Origin of the sequence: Mesorhizobium sp. M0119 (assembly GCF_040322615.1) — a bacterium.
Taxonomy (GTDB): Bacteria; Pseudomonadota; Alphaproteobacteria; order Rhizobiales; family Rhizobiaceae; genus Mesorhizobium.
On sequence record NZ_JAMYTU010000044.1, the window covers coordinates 24339 to 38657 of the forward strand.

A 14319-nucleotide genomic window follows, 5' to 3' on the forward strand; every position below is an offset into this window, starting at 1 on the left:
GACCGTGCGGTGCATCAAGCCTATCCTTCTACGAACAAGCAGCAGCCGGAGCCGCCATGGACCCGCTCATTCTGTCGCGCATACAGTTCGGCGCGAACATCTCGTTCCACATCCTGTTCCCGGCGATCACCATCGCGCTCGGCTGGGTGCTGCTGTTCTTCAAGGTCCGCTACAACGCGACGGGCGATTCCGCCTGGATGCGCGCTTATTTCACCTGGGTTAAGGTATTCGCGCTGTCCTTCGCCATGGGCGTGGTTTCCGGCGTCACCATGAGTTTTCAGTTCGGCACCAACTGGCCGGGCTATATGGAGACGGTCGGCAACATCGCCGGCCCGCTGCTGGCCTACGAGATCCTCACGGCCTTCTTCCTCGAGGCAGCGTTCCTCGGCATCATGCTGTTCGGCTTCCGCCGCGTCTCAAACCGCGTCCATACGCTGGCGACGGTGCTGGTGGCCGGCGGCACCACCTTGTCCGCCTTCTGGATCATCGCGCTCAATTCGTGGATGCAGACGCCGGCCGGCTTCGAGATGCGCGATGGTGTGGCGCACGCCACCGACTGGTGGGCCGTTGTCTTCAATCCGTCCATGCCCTACCGGCTCGTTCATATGCTGCTTGCTTCGGGGCTGACCGTCTCGTTCCTGATCGCCGGCCTGTCGGCGCTGCGCTATCTCTACGGCGATCGCTCGGAATCGATGTGGAAGGCCTTGCGCACCGGCGTCTTCACCGCCGCGATCCTGATCCCGATCCAGATCTTTGCTGGCGACCAGCACGGCCTCAACACGCTGGAACACCAGCCGCAGAAGATCGCCGCCATGGAGGCCAACTGGAACACCGGCCCCAACGTGCCGCTGGTGCTGTTTGCGTTTCCCGATGAAGCGGCCAGGGAGAACAGGTTCGAGCTCACCATTCCCGACGGCGCCAGCCTCATCCTCAGGCACAGCGCCGGCGGCATCGTGCCGGGGCTGAACGACTATGCCGGCAACCATCCTCCGGTATTTCCGGTGTTCTGGGGCTTTCGCATCATGGTCGGCACCGGCCTCCTTATGCTCGCCGTCTCCTGGTCGGCGGCCTTCTTCCTCAAGCGCCGCCACAGCCTGCCCAAGCCGCTGGCGCTGGTCATGGTGCCGATGGCGCTGTCCGGCTGGCTGGCGACGCTGGCCGGCTGGTACACCACCGAGATCGGCCGCCAGCCCTGGTTGGTCACCGGCGTGCTGCGTACCGCCGATGCTGTCGGCCCGGTCGCCGGCAGCCATGTCGCGCTGTCGCTCGCGGTCTATCTCATCCTCTACGTGCTGCTGCTGATCGCCTATCTCGGCGTGTTGGTGCATCTGGCATTGAAGGCGGCGAAGGATGGTGACACCTCGCCGCTGCCGGGCGTCATGAACAGGCCGTTGTCGCAGCCAGTTGCGCAACCGGGAGAAACATCATGAGCTTCGACTGGCCGACCCTGCTGCCTCTGATCTTTGCCGGCCTGATGGGCCTCGCCATCCTGATCTACGTCATCCTCGACGGCTTCGATCTCGGCATCGGCATCCTGTTTGCCGCAGCCGAAGACACCGAGCAGGATACGATGATCGCCGCCATCGGCCCGTTCTGGGACGCTAACGAGACCTGGCTGGTGCTGGCGGTCGGCTTGCTGCTGGTCGCCTTCCCGCTGGCGCACGGCACCATTCTGACGGCGCTCTACATTCCGGTCTTCATACTGCTGGTCGGCTTGATCCTGCGCGGCGTCGCCTTCGATTTCCGCGCCAAGGTGCCGGCCGGCAGGAAGCACCGCTGGAACCGCATCTTCTTCCTCGGTTCGGTCATCGCTTCGCTGGCGCAAGGTTATATGCTCGGCGTCTATGTGCTCGGCCTCGACGTCGGCGCTGGCGGCATCGCCTTCGGCGCGCTGGTGGCACTCTGCCTTGCCGCCGCCTACGCGGCGATGGGCGCGGCCTGGGTCATCTACAAGACGGAAGGCGACCTGCAGAGGAAGGCGGTGCTGTGGCTGCGCACGGCACTGGTGCTGACCGCGCTCGGCATGGTCGCGGTATCGCTGGCCACGCCCTTTGCCAGCGCGCGCATCTTCGACAAATGGTTCGTCTGGCCGGCGATGCTCTATTTGTCGCCGTTGCCGATCCTGTCGGCAGTGCTGTTCCTGTGGCTATGGCGCCAGACCTTCCATCTGCCGAAGCCCGGCGACCGCCACGCGCTGCTCCCGTTCCTGACATTGGCCGCGATCTTCACACTCGGCTTTGCCGGCCTCGCCTGGTCGTTCTACCCTTTCGTGGTGCCCGACCGGCTGACCATCTGGCAGGCTGCTTCGGCACCCGAAAGCCTGGCCGTCATCCTGGTCGGGACGGTCGTCGTGCTGCCGATCATCATCTTCTATTCGTTCTTTGCCTACCGGGTGTTCGCCGGCAAGGCGACGGATCTGACCTATGACTGATCGGCATCACCGTCGCCGCCTGAAACAGAATATTCATCTTCAAGCGGAATAACCTTCTCTGGCCGGCCCAGCAGAATCGCCGGCAAGAAGAAGGGCAACAGAATGACCCCTTTTTTTGCGGCAGCACAGGATCGGCTGCTGCTTATGCTGATCCGGACGGTCGCGCTGATCGGCGCACTCGCGCTTGCCGGCCTGCTGCCGGCCATGCCGCAAGCGCATGCCCAGGACGCGGCCAACTGGACCGGCGTGTGGGACACGAAATGGCGCGGCGGCGGCGCCCAGATCAAGTTCGAGCAGACCGGCACTGACGTAAAGGGCGTCTACCCGCTTTACAACGGCCGCATCGAGGCCAAGGCCGAAGGCGACAAGCTTGTCGGCCACTGGTTCGAAGGCGACCGCCAGGGCGCCTTCACCTTCGTCCAGTCGCCCGACGGCGGCAGCTTCATGGGCCGCTTCGATGCCGCCACCGCCGAATGGTGGACAGGGGTGCGCGTCAGCGCCGTCGAGGACGTCCGTGTCGACCAGTCGAGCCCGATGAGCACCATGCGCTCGTTCCTGCAGACGATGAACGAGAGCGGCGCCGACAACGTGCCGCGCGCCACCGGCGGCGGCATGGGTCTTGCCGGTCTGGCAGCGGGTCTCGTCGACGTCACCGAGGCCGACCGCGGCGGCCTCAACATGCCCGATTATACCAAGCTCCTGTTCACCGTCGTCGACAACGCGACGTTCCGTCTGTGGAGCCTGCCGCATGACACGATTGCCGGCGACGAGGTGACGGCGACGCTGCCGCAATACGGCACCAGGGTCTCCTTCGACGTCACTTTTCGCCGCAAGAATGGCGACTGGTTCATCGTCGGGCCGCCACTTGGCCAGCTCCAGGCAAAGCTCGCCGAATTCCAGGAAGCGCGTGGCGAAGCCGTCGACATGGTCGACGATCCGAGCAAGCTGGCCTCGCCGCGCGATACGTTCAAGGTACTGTTGAGTGGCCTCACCGAAGCCGGCGACCCGGCACAAGCGGCGCTCGACCTGCGCAACTACAGTCAGGCGGTGCGCGGCGACGAGGCGTTCCTGCTCGAGCGCTATCTCAAAAAGGTCATCGACCGCATCGGCTATGTCTATTGGCAGGAGATCCCCGACGACCCGAAGAGCAACACCCCCTTCGTCTATTTCGAGCATCCCACCGGCAACATCGTCATCGGCCCGGTCGAGACCGAGAAGGGCAAGATCTGGCAGTTCACGCCCGAGACGCTCGCCCACATCCGCGCGCTCTACGCCGACGTCGAAGACGTGCCGGTGGCGCCGGAATTCGCCGCCTTCGCCAGCACCGACCCGTTCTTCATCGCCCGCGGCCTCGCCCGCGAGATCAGCCCAGGCCTGCTCACCCGCGCCGGCCCGATGGAGCACTGGCAATGGTGGATGCTCGGCCTTGCGGCACTGGCCGGCATCGTCTTCGGCTTCATCGCCAATGCGCTGATTTCCTTGTTTGTGCGAAGGACGGACAGCTCGGCCTTCTTCCGCATTGTCGAATGGGCGGTGCGCTCGATCGTGCTTGGCTTCTTCCTGCTGTTGACGCTGCGCCCGCTCGGTCTGCCGCAAGTGGTCGCCGCCCCGGTCAAGGCAATCGCCTGGAGCCTGATCGTGATCGGCGCCGTGCCGGTGGTCTGGCATCTGATCGGCAAGGTGGCCGACCATTACCGCGGACTGTGGCAGGTGCCCGGCTATCATGACACGCTGATTTCGCTGTCCACCGGCGTGGCGCGCGTCGCCGTGCTGGTCGTCGCCTTCCTGCTGTTGGCCGAAGTGCTCGCCATCCCCTATGAAGGCGTCATTGCCGGTCTCGGCATCGGCGGTCTGGCGGTGGCGCTGGCGGCGCAGCCGACGCTGCAGAACTTCCTCTCCGGCCTGACGCTTTATGCCGACCGGCCGGTCAGCGTCGGCGACTTCTGCAAGTTCGGCGACCAGTCCGGCACGATCGAGCATATCGGCATGCGCTCGACGCGCATCCGGTCGCTCGACCGCACGATCATCTCGGTGCCGAACTCGGATTTCGCCGGCATGCAGATCGAGAACTACGCGCATCGCGACCGCAGCCGGTTCGCGACGACGCTGCAGCTGCGCTACGAGACGACGCCCGATCAGCTGCGATACGTCCTGGCCGAGCTGCGCAAGCTGCTGATCGCCCATCCGCGCGTCATCGACGAGCCGTGCCGCGTGCGCTTTGCCGGCTTCGGCGCCTATTCGCTCGATATCGATGTGTTCACTTACGTCAAAACCGCCGACGTGGCCGAATTTCAAGCGATCCGCGAGGACATCCTGTTGTCCATGATCAACATCATGGATGATGCCGGCGCGCAGTTCGCCTTCCCTTCGTCACTGGAATACAGAGCCACCGACCTTCCGGTCGACGACGAAAAACGCATCGCCGCGGAGAAAAGGGTCAGCGATTGGCGCGAGGGGCAAAATCTGCCTTTCCCCGACTTCAGCCAGATCGACAAATTCGCCCTCAACAACACGCTTGCCTACCCGCCTGAGGGCTCGGCGCATTATCGCGAGACAGAGCCCGACCCGGACTCGGCCGAGGCAAAGGCGACGCTGGAGAAAGTGCGCTGGAGCCTGCCCTGGAAGAAGGGGGGGTAGTTTCGAGACGTTGGCGGGACAGCACCCCCCTCTGGCCTGCCGGCCATCTCCCCCGCAAGGGGGGAGATTAGCAGTTTCAGCGCTCCGCTCGTCCTGAACGTTGGAGATTTGGCGAAGGTCGAGGTGATAGCCGATCTCCCCCCTTGCGGCGGAGATGTCCGGCAGGACAGAGGGGGGTGCGAAGGATCGCCGACGCTTATTCTCCGTCGCGCCCGCCGGCGCAAAGACGTCAGCTCTTGTTGGGGGCCAGCACCAGAACCGGCTTTTCGCTGTAGAGGTTGGGGAACAGCCGCTTCAGATTCTCGACCTTGGGCAAATCATTGTAGACGATATAGGGATAGGTCGGGTTGAGCGTCAGAAAGTCCTGGTGGTAGTCCTCGGCCGGATAGAAGGTCTTGCCGGTCTCCAGCGTCGTCACGATCGGCTTTGCAAACACCTTGGCCTTGTCGAGCTGGGCGATGTAGCTTTCGGCGATCTTTTTCTGGGTGTCGTTTTCAGCAAAGATCGTCGAACGGTACTGGGTGCCGCTGTCCGGCCCCTGGTAGTTCAGTTGCGTCGGATTGTGCGCCACCGAGAAATACACCTGCAGCAGCTGGCCATAGGTGACCTTGGATGGCTCGTAGGTGATCTCGACGGATTCGGCATGGCCCGTCCGGCTGGTGCCGACCATTTCATAGACGGCCGTGTCCTTGTCGCCGCCGGCATAGCCGGAAACGGCGCTGCTGACGCCCTTGACGTGCTGGAACACGCCTTGCACACCCCAGAAGCAGCCGCCGGCGAAGACCGCCTTTTTGGTGCCGGCGGTGGCCTTCTCGTCCATTACCGGCGGCGGGATCACCACCGCGTCTTCGGCCGAGACTGCCGGGGTCTGCCAGAACACGGCCGCGGCGGCCGTGAGGATGAGCGCGGCAAGCGCTGCTTTTGCGAAAATCGACGATCGTTTCACGGCTGCGGTCATGTCTGATCTCCCATGATGCTGGTGCGGATTATACGACGGATAGGTCCGCCGGGCTCTCACATTGCTGTGCGCATCGCCTATTTGGCCGGAGCCATGGCATCGCAGGCCTTGGTCGCCTCTGCCTTCTTCATGGCGTCCGTCTCGGCGGCTGCCTTGTCCATGCAGTCGGCCTTCATCGCCGTCGTGGCCATGGCGCCGGCCGGCTTCATGGCGTCCGTTGCCGGTTTCATGGCGTCTGTCGCCATCGCCGGCTTCATCGCATCTTCGGCCCGCGCCGCGCCTCCGGCGAACAGCGCCGTCGAGCAAAGTGCGAAGGCGAGTGCCGCCAGGGTCGGGCGATTGGTCAAACGATTGGTCATGGTGGTCTCCTTGGGTTTGGCAGGGGTTGACGGCATGCGGCGGCGCCGCTGCGCGTTGTGAAAATTTCGCGAGGGTTTCTAGTTCGTGGCGGCAGCAAGGATCGGCCCGCCGCCCGGCACCTGCACCAGCACCGCGGTGCTGAGGCCGCCCGTCGTCGCCGGCAGCGGCAGCGCGGTGGCGTCGCCGGTCCAACTGCCCAGCCTGGTCAACGAATGCACGACATTGGCGTGCGGCAGGGTGCGGCCGGTGTTTTCGCCGCGCGCCACCGGCACCTCGATGACGCCCTTGCCGTAACGCACCAGCCAGACATCGGCCTTGCCGCCGGCCACCGCACCGGCGCCGATGCTGACCTTGCCGCCGGCGAGCGACAGCGAAGGTCCGTCGGCGTGGCCGCCGCTCGAAATCAGCTGCTCGATCTCGCCCGGCCTGGCGCCGACCGCATCGGCCTTGCCGTTGACCACCACTTGCGGCGTGAACGGGCCGGAACGGCCGAGCGACGGTTCATAGCGGACCTGGCGCTGCGTGAATTCTTCTTTGCCGAATGTGTCCTTCCAACCGAGATAGTCCCAGTAGGTGACGTTGAAGGACAGCGCCAGCACGCCGGGCCGGTCCTTGACCTTAATCAGATTGGCGTTGGCCGGCGGGCAGGACGAGCAGCCCTGGCTGGTGAACAGCTCGACCACGGTCAGCGTCTGGCCGGCAGCCGCGCTGGTTACCGAAAGCCCAATTGCCAAAAACAAAGTCGCCGAAAGCAGAGCCGGGGCAAGCCCTGCAAGGGCCGTGCCGCGTTTCGATCCGGTCATCGCCGTTCTCCTGTGCGGTTCCATGTCCACACTTCGCCGCCGACGCACGGTTCGTTACAGCATCACCGCTTCGTGATCGTTCGCAGCTCTCCCTTCTCCCCTTGTGGGAGAAGGTGGATCGGCGCGCAGCGCCGAGACGGTTGAGGGGTGCTGGAAGAAATGAGGCGTTGGCGTTCCCTGGAACACCCCTCATCCGACCGAGCTTCGCTCGGCCACCTTCTCCCACAAGGGGAGAAGGGAAGATGGTCGTTCGCAACCAAAAACGCCACCCGGTGGTGACCAGGCGGCGTTGTGACGAGTTCTGGGGCGGGCAGGTGGCACTCAGCCGCGGCCCGGCTATTGTGTAAGCACGGTCTCCGAAGGGCGCTTGTTGAACGCGCACTTGCCGGTCACGAAATAAGAAAAATCGGCGTCGTCTATGGTGTTGTTGGTAAGTGACCCGCCGTCTTCCCACGCTTGACTGCTGGTGATGCCGCACGGCACGGCCGTAAAGATGTCGACAGTCGTATTGGCTAGTGTCTTGACCTTGTCGATGAACAATCGGTCGGAAGTTACCGGATCGTCCGATCGCAGGGTTGTTTTCGTGCCTGAGGCCAGATAGCCGCCGCCAAGACCAGGATTGGGATTGGGAATCTTCATCTCCAGAGACAGGTTATCCATGTCCTTCACGTCGATCACAGCACCGGCGCCGGTCGCGGGATACATCGTGTTGACGCAGGTGGTTGCGTATTTCCTGGTGCCGCTGATCTGAGTGATTGTGCCCGTGGGCAAGCCGTAGAAGCTGAGCACTGTGGTGGTCGTGCATACTTGTTTCTGGACCAGCGTCTCCGTCGTTCCATTGATCGTGTACACAGAGGAGGTTCCGTAGCCTTTCGGATCGCCAAACCTGTTGTAGGCGTAGGAAATCCTCATCAGCTTGTTGGCCACCGTGTCCCCGGATTTCGTGCCGTAGAGCGTCACCGTCTTGTCCCACCAGCCCGAGATCTTGTCGACCTTGAACGTAGCCTCCACCAGTGCCGGCCTCTTGGTCACTCCCGACGCGACGCCGACCTGCACCGTGTTGATCTTGACGATCTGCATGAAACTCGTCGGCATGGCAAAGCCGGCCGAAGCCTTGATGCTGGCGGCGCCGTCGGTGGCGACGACGAAGCTGTCGAGCTTTGCCGTGCCTTGCCCGCCATTGGCCAGGTAGGCCTCCTGCAGCTTCACCTGGCGGTCTGCCAGTGACGTGGTCGTCTCCAGCGTCGTGATCGACAGCGACGCTGCATCGAGCGCGTTCTGCATCGATGCCCTGGTTGAAACCGCAGAGGTATAGTCGACGGAAAAGCCCAATGCGGCAACCATCGGGATAAGCAAAATGGCGAGCATCGGTGCGAACGAGCCGCTCACCGATCTGAGAAATTTGCGTGCTGACAGCGGCATTCCGACCCCCCGAAACGGCGATAGGCCAGTGGGCTATCACGCCGGGCGCAAACTATGCTCTAATCTCATGGATCAAAGTTTAACGACTTTGCCGCGCCGCCGCCGCATCCGCGCCCCGCCGCTTGCCGATGTACCGTGCCCCTGCTAAAGCGCGCCGCATGACCACGCCGATCAAGAACATCCGCAACTTCTCCATCGTTGCCCATATCGACCATGGCAAATCCACGCTTGCCGACCGGCTGATCCAGTCGACTGGCGGGCTGGAGCTGCGCGACATGAAGGAGCAGGTGCTGGACTCGATGGACATCGAGCGCGAGCGCGGCATCACCATCAAGGCGCAGACGGTGCGGCTGAAGTACCGCGCCAACAATGGGCAGGACTATATCCTCAACCTGATCGACACGCCCGGCCATGTCGACTTCGCGTATGAAGTGTCGCGCTCGCTGGCCGCCTGCGAAGGCTCGCTGCTGGTCGTCGACGCCTCGCAAGGCGTCGAGGCGCAGACGCTGGCCAATGTCTACCAGGCGATCGACAACAACCACGAGATCGTCGTGGTGCTGAACAAGATCGACCTGCCCGCCGCCGAGCCCGAGCGCATCCGCGAGCAGGTCGAGGAGGTGATCGGCATCGACGCCTCCAACGCCGTGCTGATTTCGGCCAAGACCGGTCTCGTCATTCCCGATGTGCTGGAAGCGATCGTCAACGATCTGCCGCCGCCGCGCGAGGGCGACATCACCGCTCCGCTGAAGGCGATGCTGGTCGATAGCTGGTACGACGCCTATCTCGGCGTCATCGTGCTGGTGCGCATCATCGACGGCGTGCTGAAAAAGGGCCAGACCATCCGCATGATGGGCACCGGCGCCAGATACCTCGTCGAGCGCACCGGCGTCTTCACGCCCGCCCGCATCAATGTCGACGAGCTCGGCCCCGGCGAGTTCGGCTTCTTCACCGGCTCGATCAAGGAAGTGGCCGACACCCGCGTCGGCGACACCATCACCGAGGACAAGCGCCCGACTGCAAGCGCCCTGCCCGGCTTCAAGCCGGCGCAGCCGGTGGTGTTCTGCGGCCTGTTCCCGGTCGACGCCGCCGATTTCGAGGATCTGCGCGCTGCCGTCGGCAAACTGCGCCTCAACGACGCGTCCTTCTCCTTCGAAATGGAAACCAGTGCCGCCCTCGGCTTCGGCTATCGCTGCGGCTTCCTCGGGCTGCTGCATCTCGAAATCATCCAGGAGCGGCTGGAGCGCGAGTTCAACCTCGACCTCATCGCCACGGCGCCGAGCGTCGTCTACCGCCTGCTGTTGAACGACGGCACGGTCAAGGAATTGCACAACCCGGCCGACATGCCCGACGTAGTCAAGATCTCGGCCATCGAGGAGCCGTGGATCCGCGCCACTATCCTCACCCCCGACGACTATCTCGGCGGCATCCTGAAGCTCTGCCAGGACCGCCGCGGCATCCAGGCCGACCTGTCCTATGTCGGGAAGCGCGCCATGCTGATCTACGATTTGCCGCTCAACGAGGTCGTCTTCGACTTCTACGACCGGCTGAAGTCGATCTCCAAGGGCTATGCCTCCTTCGACTATCACCTGACCGACTATCGCGAGGGCGATTTGGTCAAGATGTCGATCCTGGTCAATGAGGAGCCGGTCGACGCGTTGTCGATGCTCGTCCACCGCACGGCGGCGGAAAAGCGCGGCCGCCAGATGTGCGAAAAGCTGAAGGAGCTGATCCCGCACCATCTGTTCAAAATCCCGATCCAGGCGGCGATCGGCGGCAAGGTCATCGCCCGCGAGACCATCTCGGCGCTGCGCAAGGACGTCACCGCCAAATGCTACGGCGGCGACGTCTCACGCAAACGCAAGCTGCTCGACAAGCAGAAAGAGGGCAAGAAGCGGATGCGCCAGTTCGGCAAGGTGGATATTCCGCAAGAGGCGTTTATCCAGGCGCTGAAGATGGGCGATTAAAAGAACCAAGGCAAGCCACGAATAGTGCTCGACCACTGACCAATAACCAAGCTAAATCTGAACGGCTTGGGGAGGAAGGTAGTGTGCGCACATATCAAGGGTTCTTTTCATATTCACATTCAGATGCGGCCGCCGATCCAGATTTGGTAGAGATATTTACCAATTTGCTAGAACTGCGCGTGTCCAACAAATTCACAAACGCCAAGTTCTCGATTTGGCGTGATGCAAACAATATACGTATAGGAGAGAAATGAAGTTCGGCAATTGAAACCGCGATACGCAACTCAGATATATTGATAGTTCTACTTTCACCGAAATGGGTTGAGAGTGACTTTTGCCGTAAAGAATATTCAATATTCAAGGTCGTCGAATCAGATAGGCTAGTTGATGAATATGTTGCGCCACTGTTGGTACGAGAAATTTCGGGGCAAAAGAGGCATTTTACAACAGAGCAAAACGAGATAGTTTTAGAAGTCGAACAGCGTCAATACGTCAAAACACTTGCTGCTTCCTTTATTGATCTTACGAAGGACGAACGGATTGCGCTCGTCGAGCGGATCGCTGACGACATCGCTGGGATGGTCGAGCGAATGCGCGACTTACCGCCGGGAACTCAGAATGATGAGGGTCGGTCTCGGGGTCGTTCAGCGCTGCAAAAGGAGTTTTCAGTAAAAGCTCGGAATTTTGAAGAGGTAGATTTTATCGACCGACCGGAAATCGAAATACATGAGCTAAATAACGGCACACATGCATTGCTGGGGCAACTTGATTTTGTCGATAGACTTTACGTTCAGGCCGAAAAAGCTCGCATTGAGTTTGGTGTTCGACGAGCGCATCTAAAGGTATTTGATCGGCAGGGTGGTGAAATTGACCGATCAGAATATCTACGGAGTCGGCAGTCAAACATCCGATACGTAACTCTGCGGGACAATCCAGGCGCTCTTGTCATCTCAATCGATCCACCCAGCGGGCACCGTGTCCTTGGTGAGCTCGCATTGCCGCCTGGTCCTAAAGTAGGCGAGAATAGATTGTCCGAAATTGGAATCGTTCCTAACGCGGATGCGGCGGATCTTCACGCAGAGGTGTCGGTATCGCTATGTGTAGAAGGGTTGAGCTTTGTCGAATCGCCAGGCACGCCGCGGTCAAATGCACTAAAGGCGGCGATTGAAGCTATAGCAGCGATTGCTGCTGCTAAGGATAAGGGTGCCAGCAATGGAAAAATGGTTCGTGAAGTCCGAATTAGGAAATCGCGCAAATGACCGCCGAGTCGCGTATTGGGCAGATCCTAGATCGCCTAGTAGATGCAGCCGAGCGCGCGCAAACTCTGGACTTTCGGGCATTATCGGCCTTGGCCGAACTAGATCCTCTGCGGGACTTTGTGGGCGCGGATCTCGCAAACCTTGATTTTCGAGATCAGGACCTGCGTGGCTTCAATTTCGCTCGAGCGGACTTAACTGGCGCCGACTTTCGTCGGGCCAACGTAACTGGTGTGTCCTTCGCTGGTGCTTTGCTTGAAGGGGCGATTGGCCTGCAGCCTTCCGCCCTCGATCAGCCGGATGTTGATGAGGAGTTCAGCATTCGAGCCGCGAAGAGTATGGTTCTTAATGCAAGGGTGCCGCCAGAGGAATGGATTCCCCGTATTCGGTCACTTCGCTTTGGCACGAGTAAATTGACGGACCTGTCGCCCCTCCGGTTTCTCACCAGCCTAGAATCACTTTCTCTTATCAATCGGCGACCAACATCCCTTGCGCCGTTGAGCGGTCACCCGTCGCTTCGACTTCTCGATATGGACAATTGTTATTTGTCCGACTTCTCTCCGCTATCTGAAATAACGGAGATCAAGTTATTGAGTCTAAGAGGGACAATGATTTCAGACTTGTCCCCAATATCGAAGCTAAAGAAGATCGTAGCATTATATCTCGACGGCTCTGCAATTAGAACCGTAGATGAATTGAGAAGTGTAAAGTCACTTAAGGTCTTAACAGCGTCGAGAACAAGAGTCGAAGAGATAAATGCGTTAAGTGAGTTAGAAGAGTTGTCTACAATAAACCTGACAAGAACAAAGGTAAAGAACATCGAACCTGTTAGGAGGCTCTTGAAGCTTGAGCGATTATACATAGATTATACGGATGTGGACGACATATCCGTAGTAGCTGGGCTGACCTCGTTGCTAGAGTTTAGCTCATCAAACACAAAGGCCTGTATCGTTCCGAATATGTCAAATTTAAAAAGGCTTACGCGTGTAAATCTAAGCAACACATTGATAGAGAATATAGATGGAATGAATGGATTGACGAACCTTATCAACCTCAACATCAGTGATACCAAGGTTGGCGATTTGTCAGCGATCGCGGGTGTAAATCTGAGGCGCCTAAATTTGTCGGAAACTAATATAGAAAGTATAAAAGGAATCGAGGATCTTCAGGCGCTAACAGATCTGGATCTTAGTGAAAATGCGAATATAAAAGACTTTGAATTGATATCGAAGCTAATCAAAATAGACACACTTAATCTAAGGAAGTCAAATATTATAGACCTCTCGTTCCTCTCTGATATGCGTGAAGTGACTCGCCTTGATGTTAGCTTTACGCAGATAGAAGACTTTTCGCCTCTCGAACGAATGAGTAAAGCTCCCGCCGTCATCTACGCGTTGGGAATGAGCGAGCAAAAGATAAAGCCATTTATTACTAGCAAGACAGTTCTGCTTACGGATAATTCAATTGGGGGGCGCGGAGTGCGAATGAGTTTTGAGGCCGCGCCTCTCTCTATCTGATATTTTTCGAGCTCACGCCACAGGCCGGCGGCGCCCCTGCTGGCGATGATAGCGCTCGGCTCGCGCTGGGCTGTTCATGGCGCACCACCTGAACACCAGCGTCCAGGTGGTGCTCAATGCCGGGGCTTTAGCGACGGCGCGCCGGTGCCTTGGGGAAAGGGTGCGCAGCGTGCGCCCGGCAACGGCGCGGCGATGATCAGCTTCGAGCTGATCGAGCCGCCGCCCGATGCCATCAGACACGTGCCGGCCAACGCGCTTCGCTCTGGGCAGCGGACCGTCTTTGAGAACGCCCCGCGCTGAAGTACCTTTGCGGTTGGGGGAGATTTCAATGCGTTCCGCCAACCCTACGATCTCCGATGTCGTCGCCGCGATTGCCCTCGCCATCGGCGGCACTCTGGGCCTCGCCGGCACCTTCGTGGCGAGCGCGTCCCTTGGCGAAACACTCTGGACGATCGACGGCGTGGCACTCGTGGTCGCGGCCGCGCTGCTGACGATGAAGTATCAGCGGCAGGGCAATGACTGCGTGGCGGCTGGATTTCTGGCCTTCGTCGCCGGCGAGAGCCTGCTGCTCGCCGGCAATGCGGCAGGCCTCCAGGCCAGCGTTCCCGCCTATGTCGGGGGCATCTCGCTTTGGGCAGCGGCCCTGATAATGGTCAGCGCGCCGAAAACCTTCGCCCTGTGGATGCGCCTGACCGCTGTCGTGGCCGCCGTGCTGTTCGTCGTGTCGGCAGGCCTGATCCTCTGGGGCACACCTTTGCTGCCGACCTCGGCGCCGCTGCCCGCTGCCGGATATCCCTTCCTGGTCCTCACATTCATCGGCTGGATCTGAACGCTGCTGAAGCCAGGCCGTTGAGCCCGGTCGGACCGCCCCCCCGCCCGGCGCCTCGGGGCCCCCCCACCCCCCCATTTTTGGGGGGGGGGGACCCCGGGGGTTGGGTGCTAGCGCGGGGGCGGTTTAAGACCCCCCCCAC

The 14319-nt window shown here is 60.7% G+C and carries 12 protein-coding genes; 7 read left to right on the plus strand and 5 right to left on the minus strand.

The features are described from left to right. Positions 1-56 precede the first annotated feature (56 nt). The 3 genes from NKJ40_RS26835 to NKJ40_RS26845 all read left to right on the plus strand — a co-directional run bounded on the left by NKJ40_RS26835 (position 57) and on the right by NKJ40_RS26845 (position 5068). Positions 57-1430 carry a cytochrome ubiquinol oxidase subunit I gene (locus tag NKJ40_RS26835; protein WP_352468652.1) on the plus strand — a complete coding sequence of 458 codons (1374 nt, stop codon included), beginning with the start codon at positions 57-59 and terminating at the stop codon, positions 1428-1430. Next, positions 1427-2431, plus strand: a complete 1005-nt coding sequence (locus tag NKJ40_RS26840; RefSeq protein WP_352468653.1) for a cytochrome d ubiquinol oxidase subunit II — start codon at positions 1427-1429, stop codon at positions 2429-2431. Before NKJ40_RS26835 ends, NKJ40_RS26840 begins: the two co-directional genes overlap by 4 nt. A 102-nt stretch (positions 2432-2533) precedes the next feature. Continuing rightward, entirely contained in the window at positions 2534-5068 is a 2535-nt protein-coding gene (locus NKJ40_RS26845; RefSeq protein ID WP_352468654.1) for a mechanosensitive ion channel family protein, read from the plus strand. Positions 5069-5297: 229 nt separating this feature from the next. Here NKJ40_RS26845 and msrA read toward each other — a convergent pair whose 3' ends face one another. The 4 genes from msrA to NKJ40_RS26865 form a co-directional block, all read right to left on the minus strand. Then, on the minus strand, positions 5298-6026 hold the full coding sequence (gene msrA / locus NKJ40_RS26850; protein ID WP_352468655.1) for a peptide-methionine (S)-S-oxide reductase MsrA: 729 nt from the start codon (positions 6024-6026) through the stop codon (positions 5298-5300). A 77-nt stretch (positions 6027-6103) separates the two neighbouring features. Continuing rightward, on the minus strand, positions 6104-6385 hold the full coding sequence (locus NKJ40_RS26855; protein WP_352468656.1) for a hypothetical protein: 282 nt from the start codon (positions 6383-6385) through the stop codon (positions 6104-6106). Positions 6386-6463: 78 nt separating this feature from the next. Then, complete coding sequence (locus NKJ40_RS26860) at positions 6464-7189, minus strand: DUF1223 domain-containing protein (protein ID WP_352468657.1); 726 nt, start codon at positions 7187-7189, stop codon at positions 6464-6466. Positions 7190-7525: 336 nt separating this feature from the next. After that, positions 7526-8611 carry a TadE/TadG family type IV pilus assembly protein gene (locus tag NKJ40_RS26865; protein WP_352468658.1) on the minus strand — a complete coding sequence of 362 codons (1086 nt, stop codon included), beginning with the start codon at positions 8609-8611 and terminating at the stop codon, positions 7526-7528. 158 nt (positions 8612-8769) lie between these two features. Here NKJ40_RS26865 and lepA point away from each other — a divergent pair, with 158 nt between their 5' ends. The 3 genes from lepA to NKJ40_RS26880 all read left to right on the plus strand — a co-directional run bounded on the left by lepA (position 8770) and on the right by NKJ40_RS26880 (position 13348). Then, positions 8770-10575, plus strand: coding sequence for a translation elongation factor 4 (gene lepA / locus NKJ40_RS26870; RefSeq protein ID WP_352468659.1), 1806 nt, complete (start codon positions 8770-8772; stop codon positions 10573-10575). Between the two features lie 293 nt (positions 10576-10868). Further along, positions 10869-11834, plus strand: a complete 966-nt coding sequence (locus NKJ40_RS26875; RefSeq protein ID WP_352468660.1) for a hypothetical protein — start codon at positions 10869-10871, stop codon at positions 11832-11834. Further along, positions 11831-13348: a leucine-rich repeat domain-containing protein gene (locus NKJ40_RS26880; protein ID WP_352468661.1), complete on the plus strand. Its 1518-nt coding sequence runs from the start codon at positions 11831-11833 to the stop codon at positions 13346-13348. Before NKJ40_RS26875 ends, NKJ40_RS26880 begins: the two co-directional genes overlap by 4 nt. A 12-nt stretch (positions 13349-13360) precedes the next feature. Here NKJ40_RS26880 and NKJ40_RS26885 read toward each other — a convergent pair whose 3' ends face one another. After that, positions 13361-13690, minus strand: coding sequence for a hypothetical protein (locus tag NKJ40_RS26885; RefSeq protein WP_352468662.1), 330 nt, complete (start codon positions 13688-13690; stop codon positions 13361-13363). On the opposite strand from NKJ40_RS26885, the gene NKJ40_RS26890 reads away from it, so the two are divergent. Then, entirely contained in the window at positions 13677-14177 is a 501-nt protein-coding gene (locus NKJ40_RS26890) for a hypothetical protein (RefSeq protein WP_352468663.1), read from the plus strand. The two genes, NKJ40_RS26885 and NKJ40_RS26890, sit on opposite strands and share 14 nt — an antisense overlap. Positions 14178-14319 lie beyond the last annotated feature (142 nt).

Bases quoted from the DNA above. Each gene is read 5' to 3' on its own strand.
- NKJ40_RS26835 (WP_352468652.1), top strand. From the start codon at position 57: ATGGACCCGCTCATTCTGTCGCGCATACAGTTCGGCGCGAACATCTCG.
- NKJ40_RS26880 (WP_352468661.1), top strand. From the start codon at position 11,831: ATGACCGCCGAGTCGCGTATTGGGCAGATCCTAGATCGCCTAGTAGAT.
- NKJ40_RS26865 (WP_352468658.1), bottom strand. From the start codon at position 8,611: ATGCCGCTGTCAGCACGCAAATTTCTCAGATCGGTGAGCGGCTCGTTC.
- NKJ40_RS26855 (WP_352468656.1), bottom strand. From the start codon at position 6,385: ATGACCAATCGTTTGACCAATCGCCCGACCCTGGCGGCACTCGCCTTC.
- msrA (WP_352468655.1), bottom strand. From the start codon at position 6,026: ATGACCGCAGCCGTGAAACGATCGTCGATTTTCGCAAAAGCAGCGCTT.
- lepA (WP_352468659.1), top strand. From the start codon at position 8,770: ATGACCACGCCGATCAAGAACATCCGCAACTTCTCCATCGTTGCCCAT.
- NKJ40_RS26860 (WP_352468657.1), bottom strand. From the start codon at position 7,189: ATGACCGGATCGAAACGCGGCACGGCCCTTGCAGGGCTTGCCCCGGCT.
- NKJ40_RS26845 (WP_352468654.1), top strand. From the start codon at position 2,534: ATGACCCCTTTTTTTGCGGCAGCACAGGATCGGCTGCTGCTTATGCTG.
- NKJ40_RS26890 (WP_352468663.1), top strand. From the start codon at position 13,677: ATGCGTTCCGCCAACCCTACGATCTCCGATGTCGTCGCCGCGATTGCC.
- NKJ40_RS26840 (WP_352468653.1), top strand. From the start codon at position 1,427: ATGAGCTTCGACTGGCCGACCCTGCTGCCTCTGATCTTTGCCGGCCTG.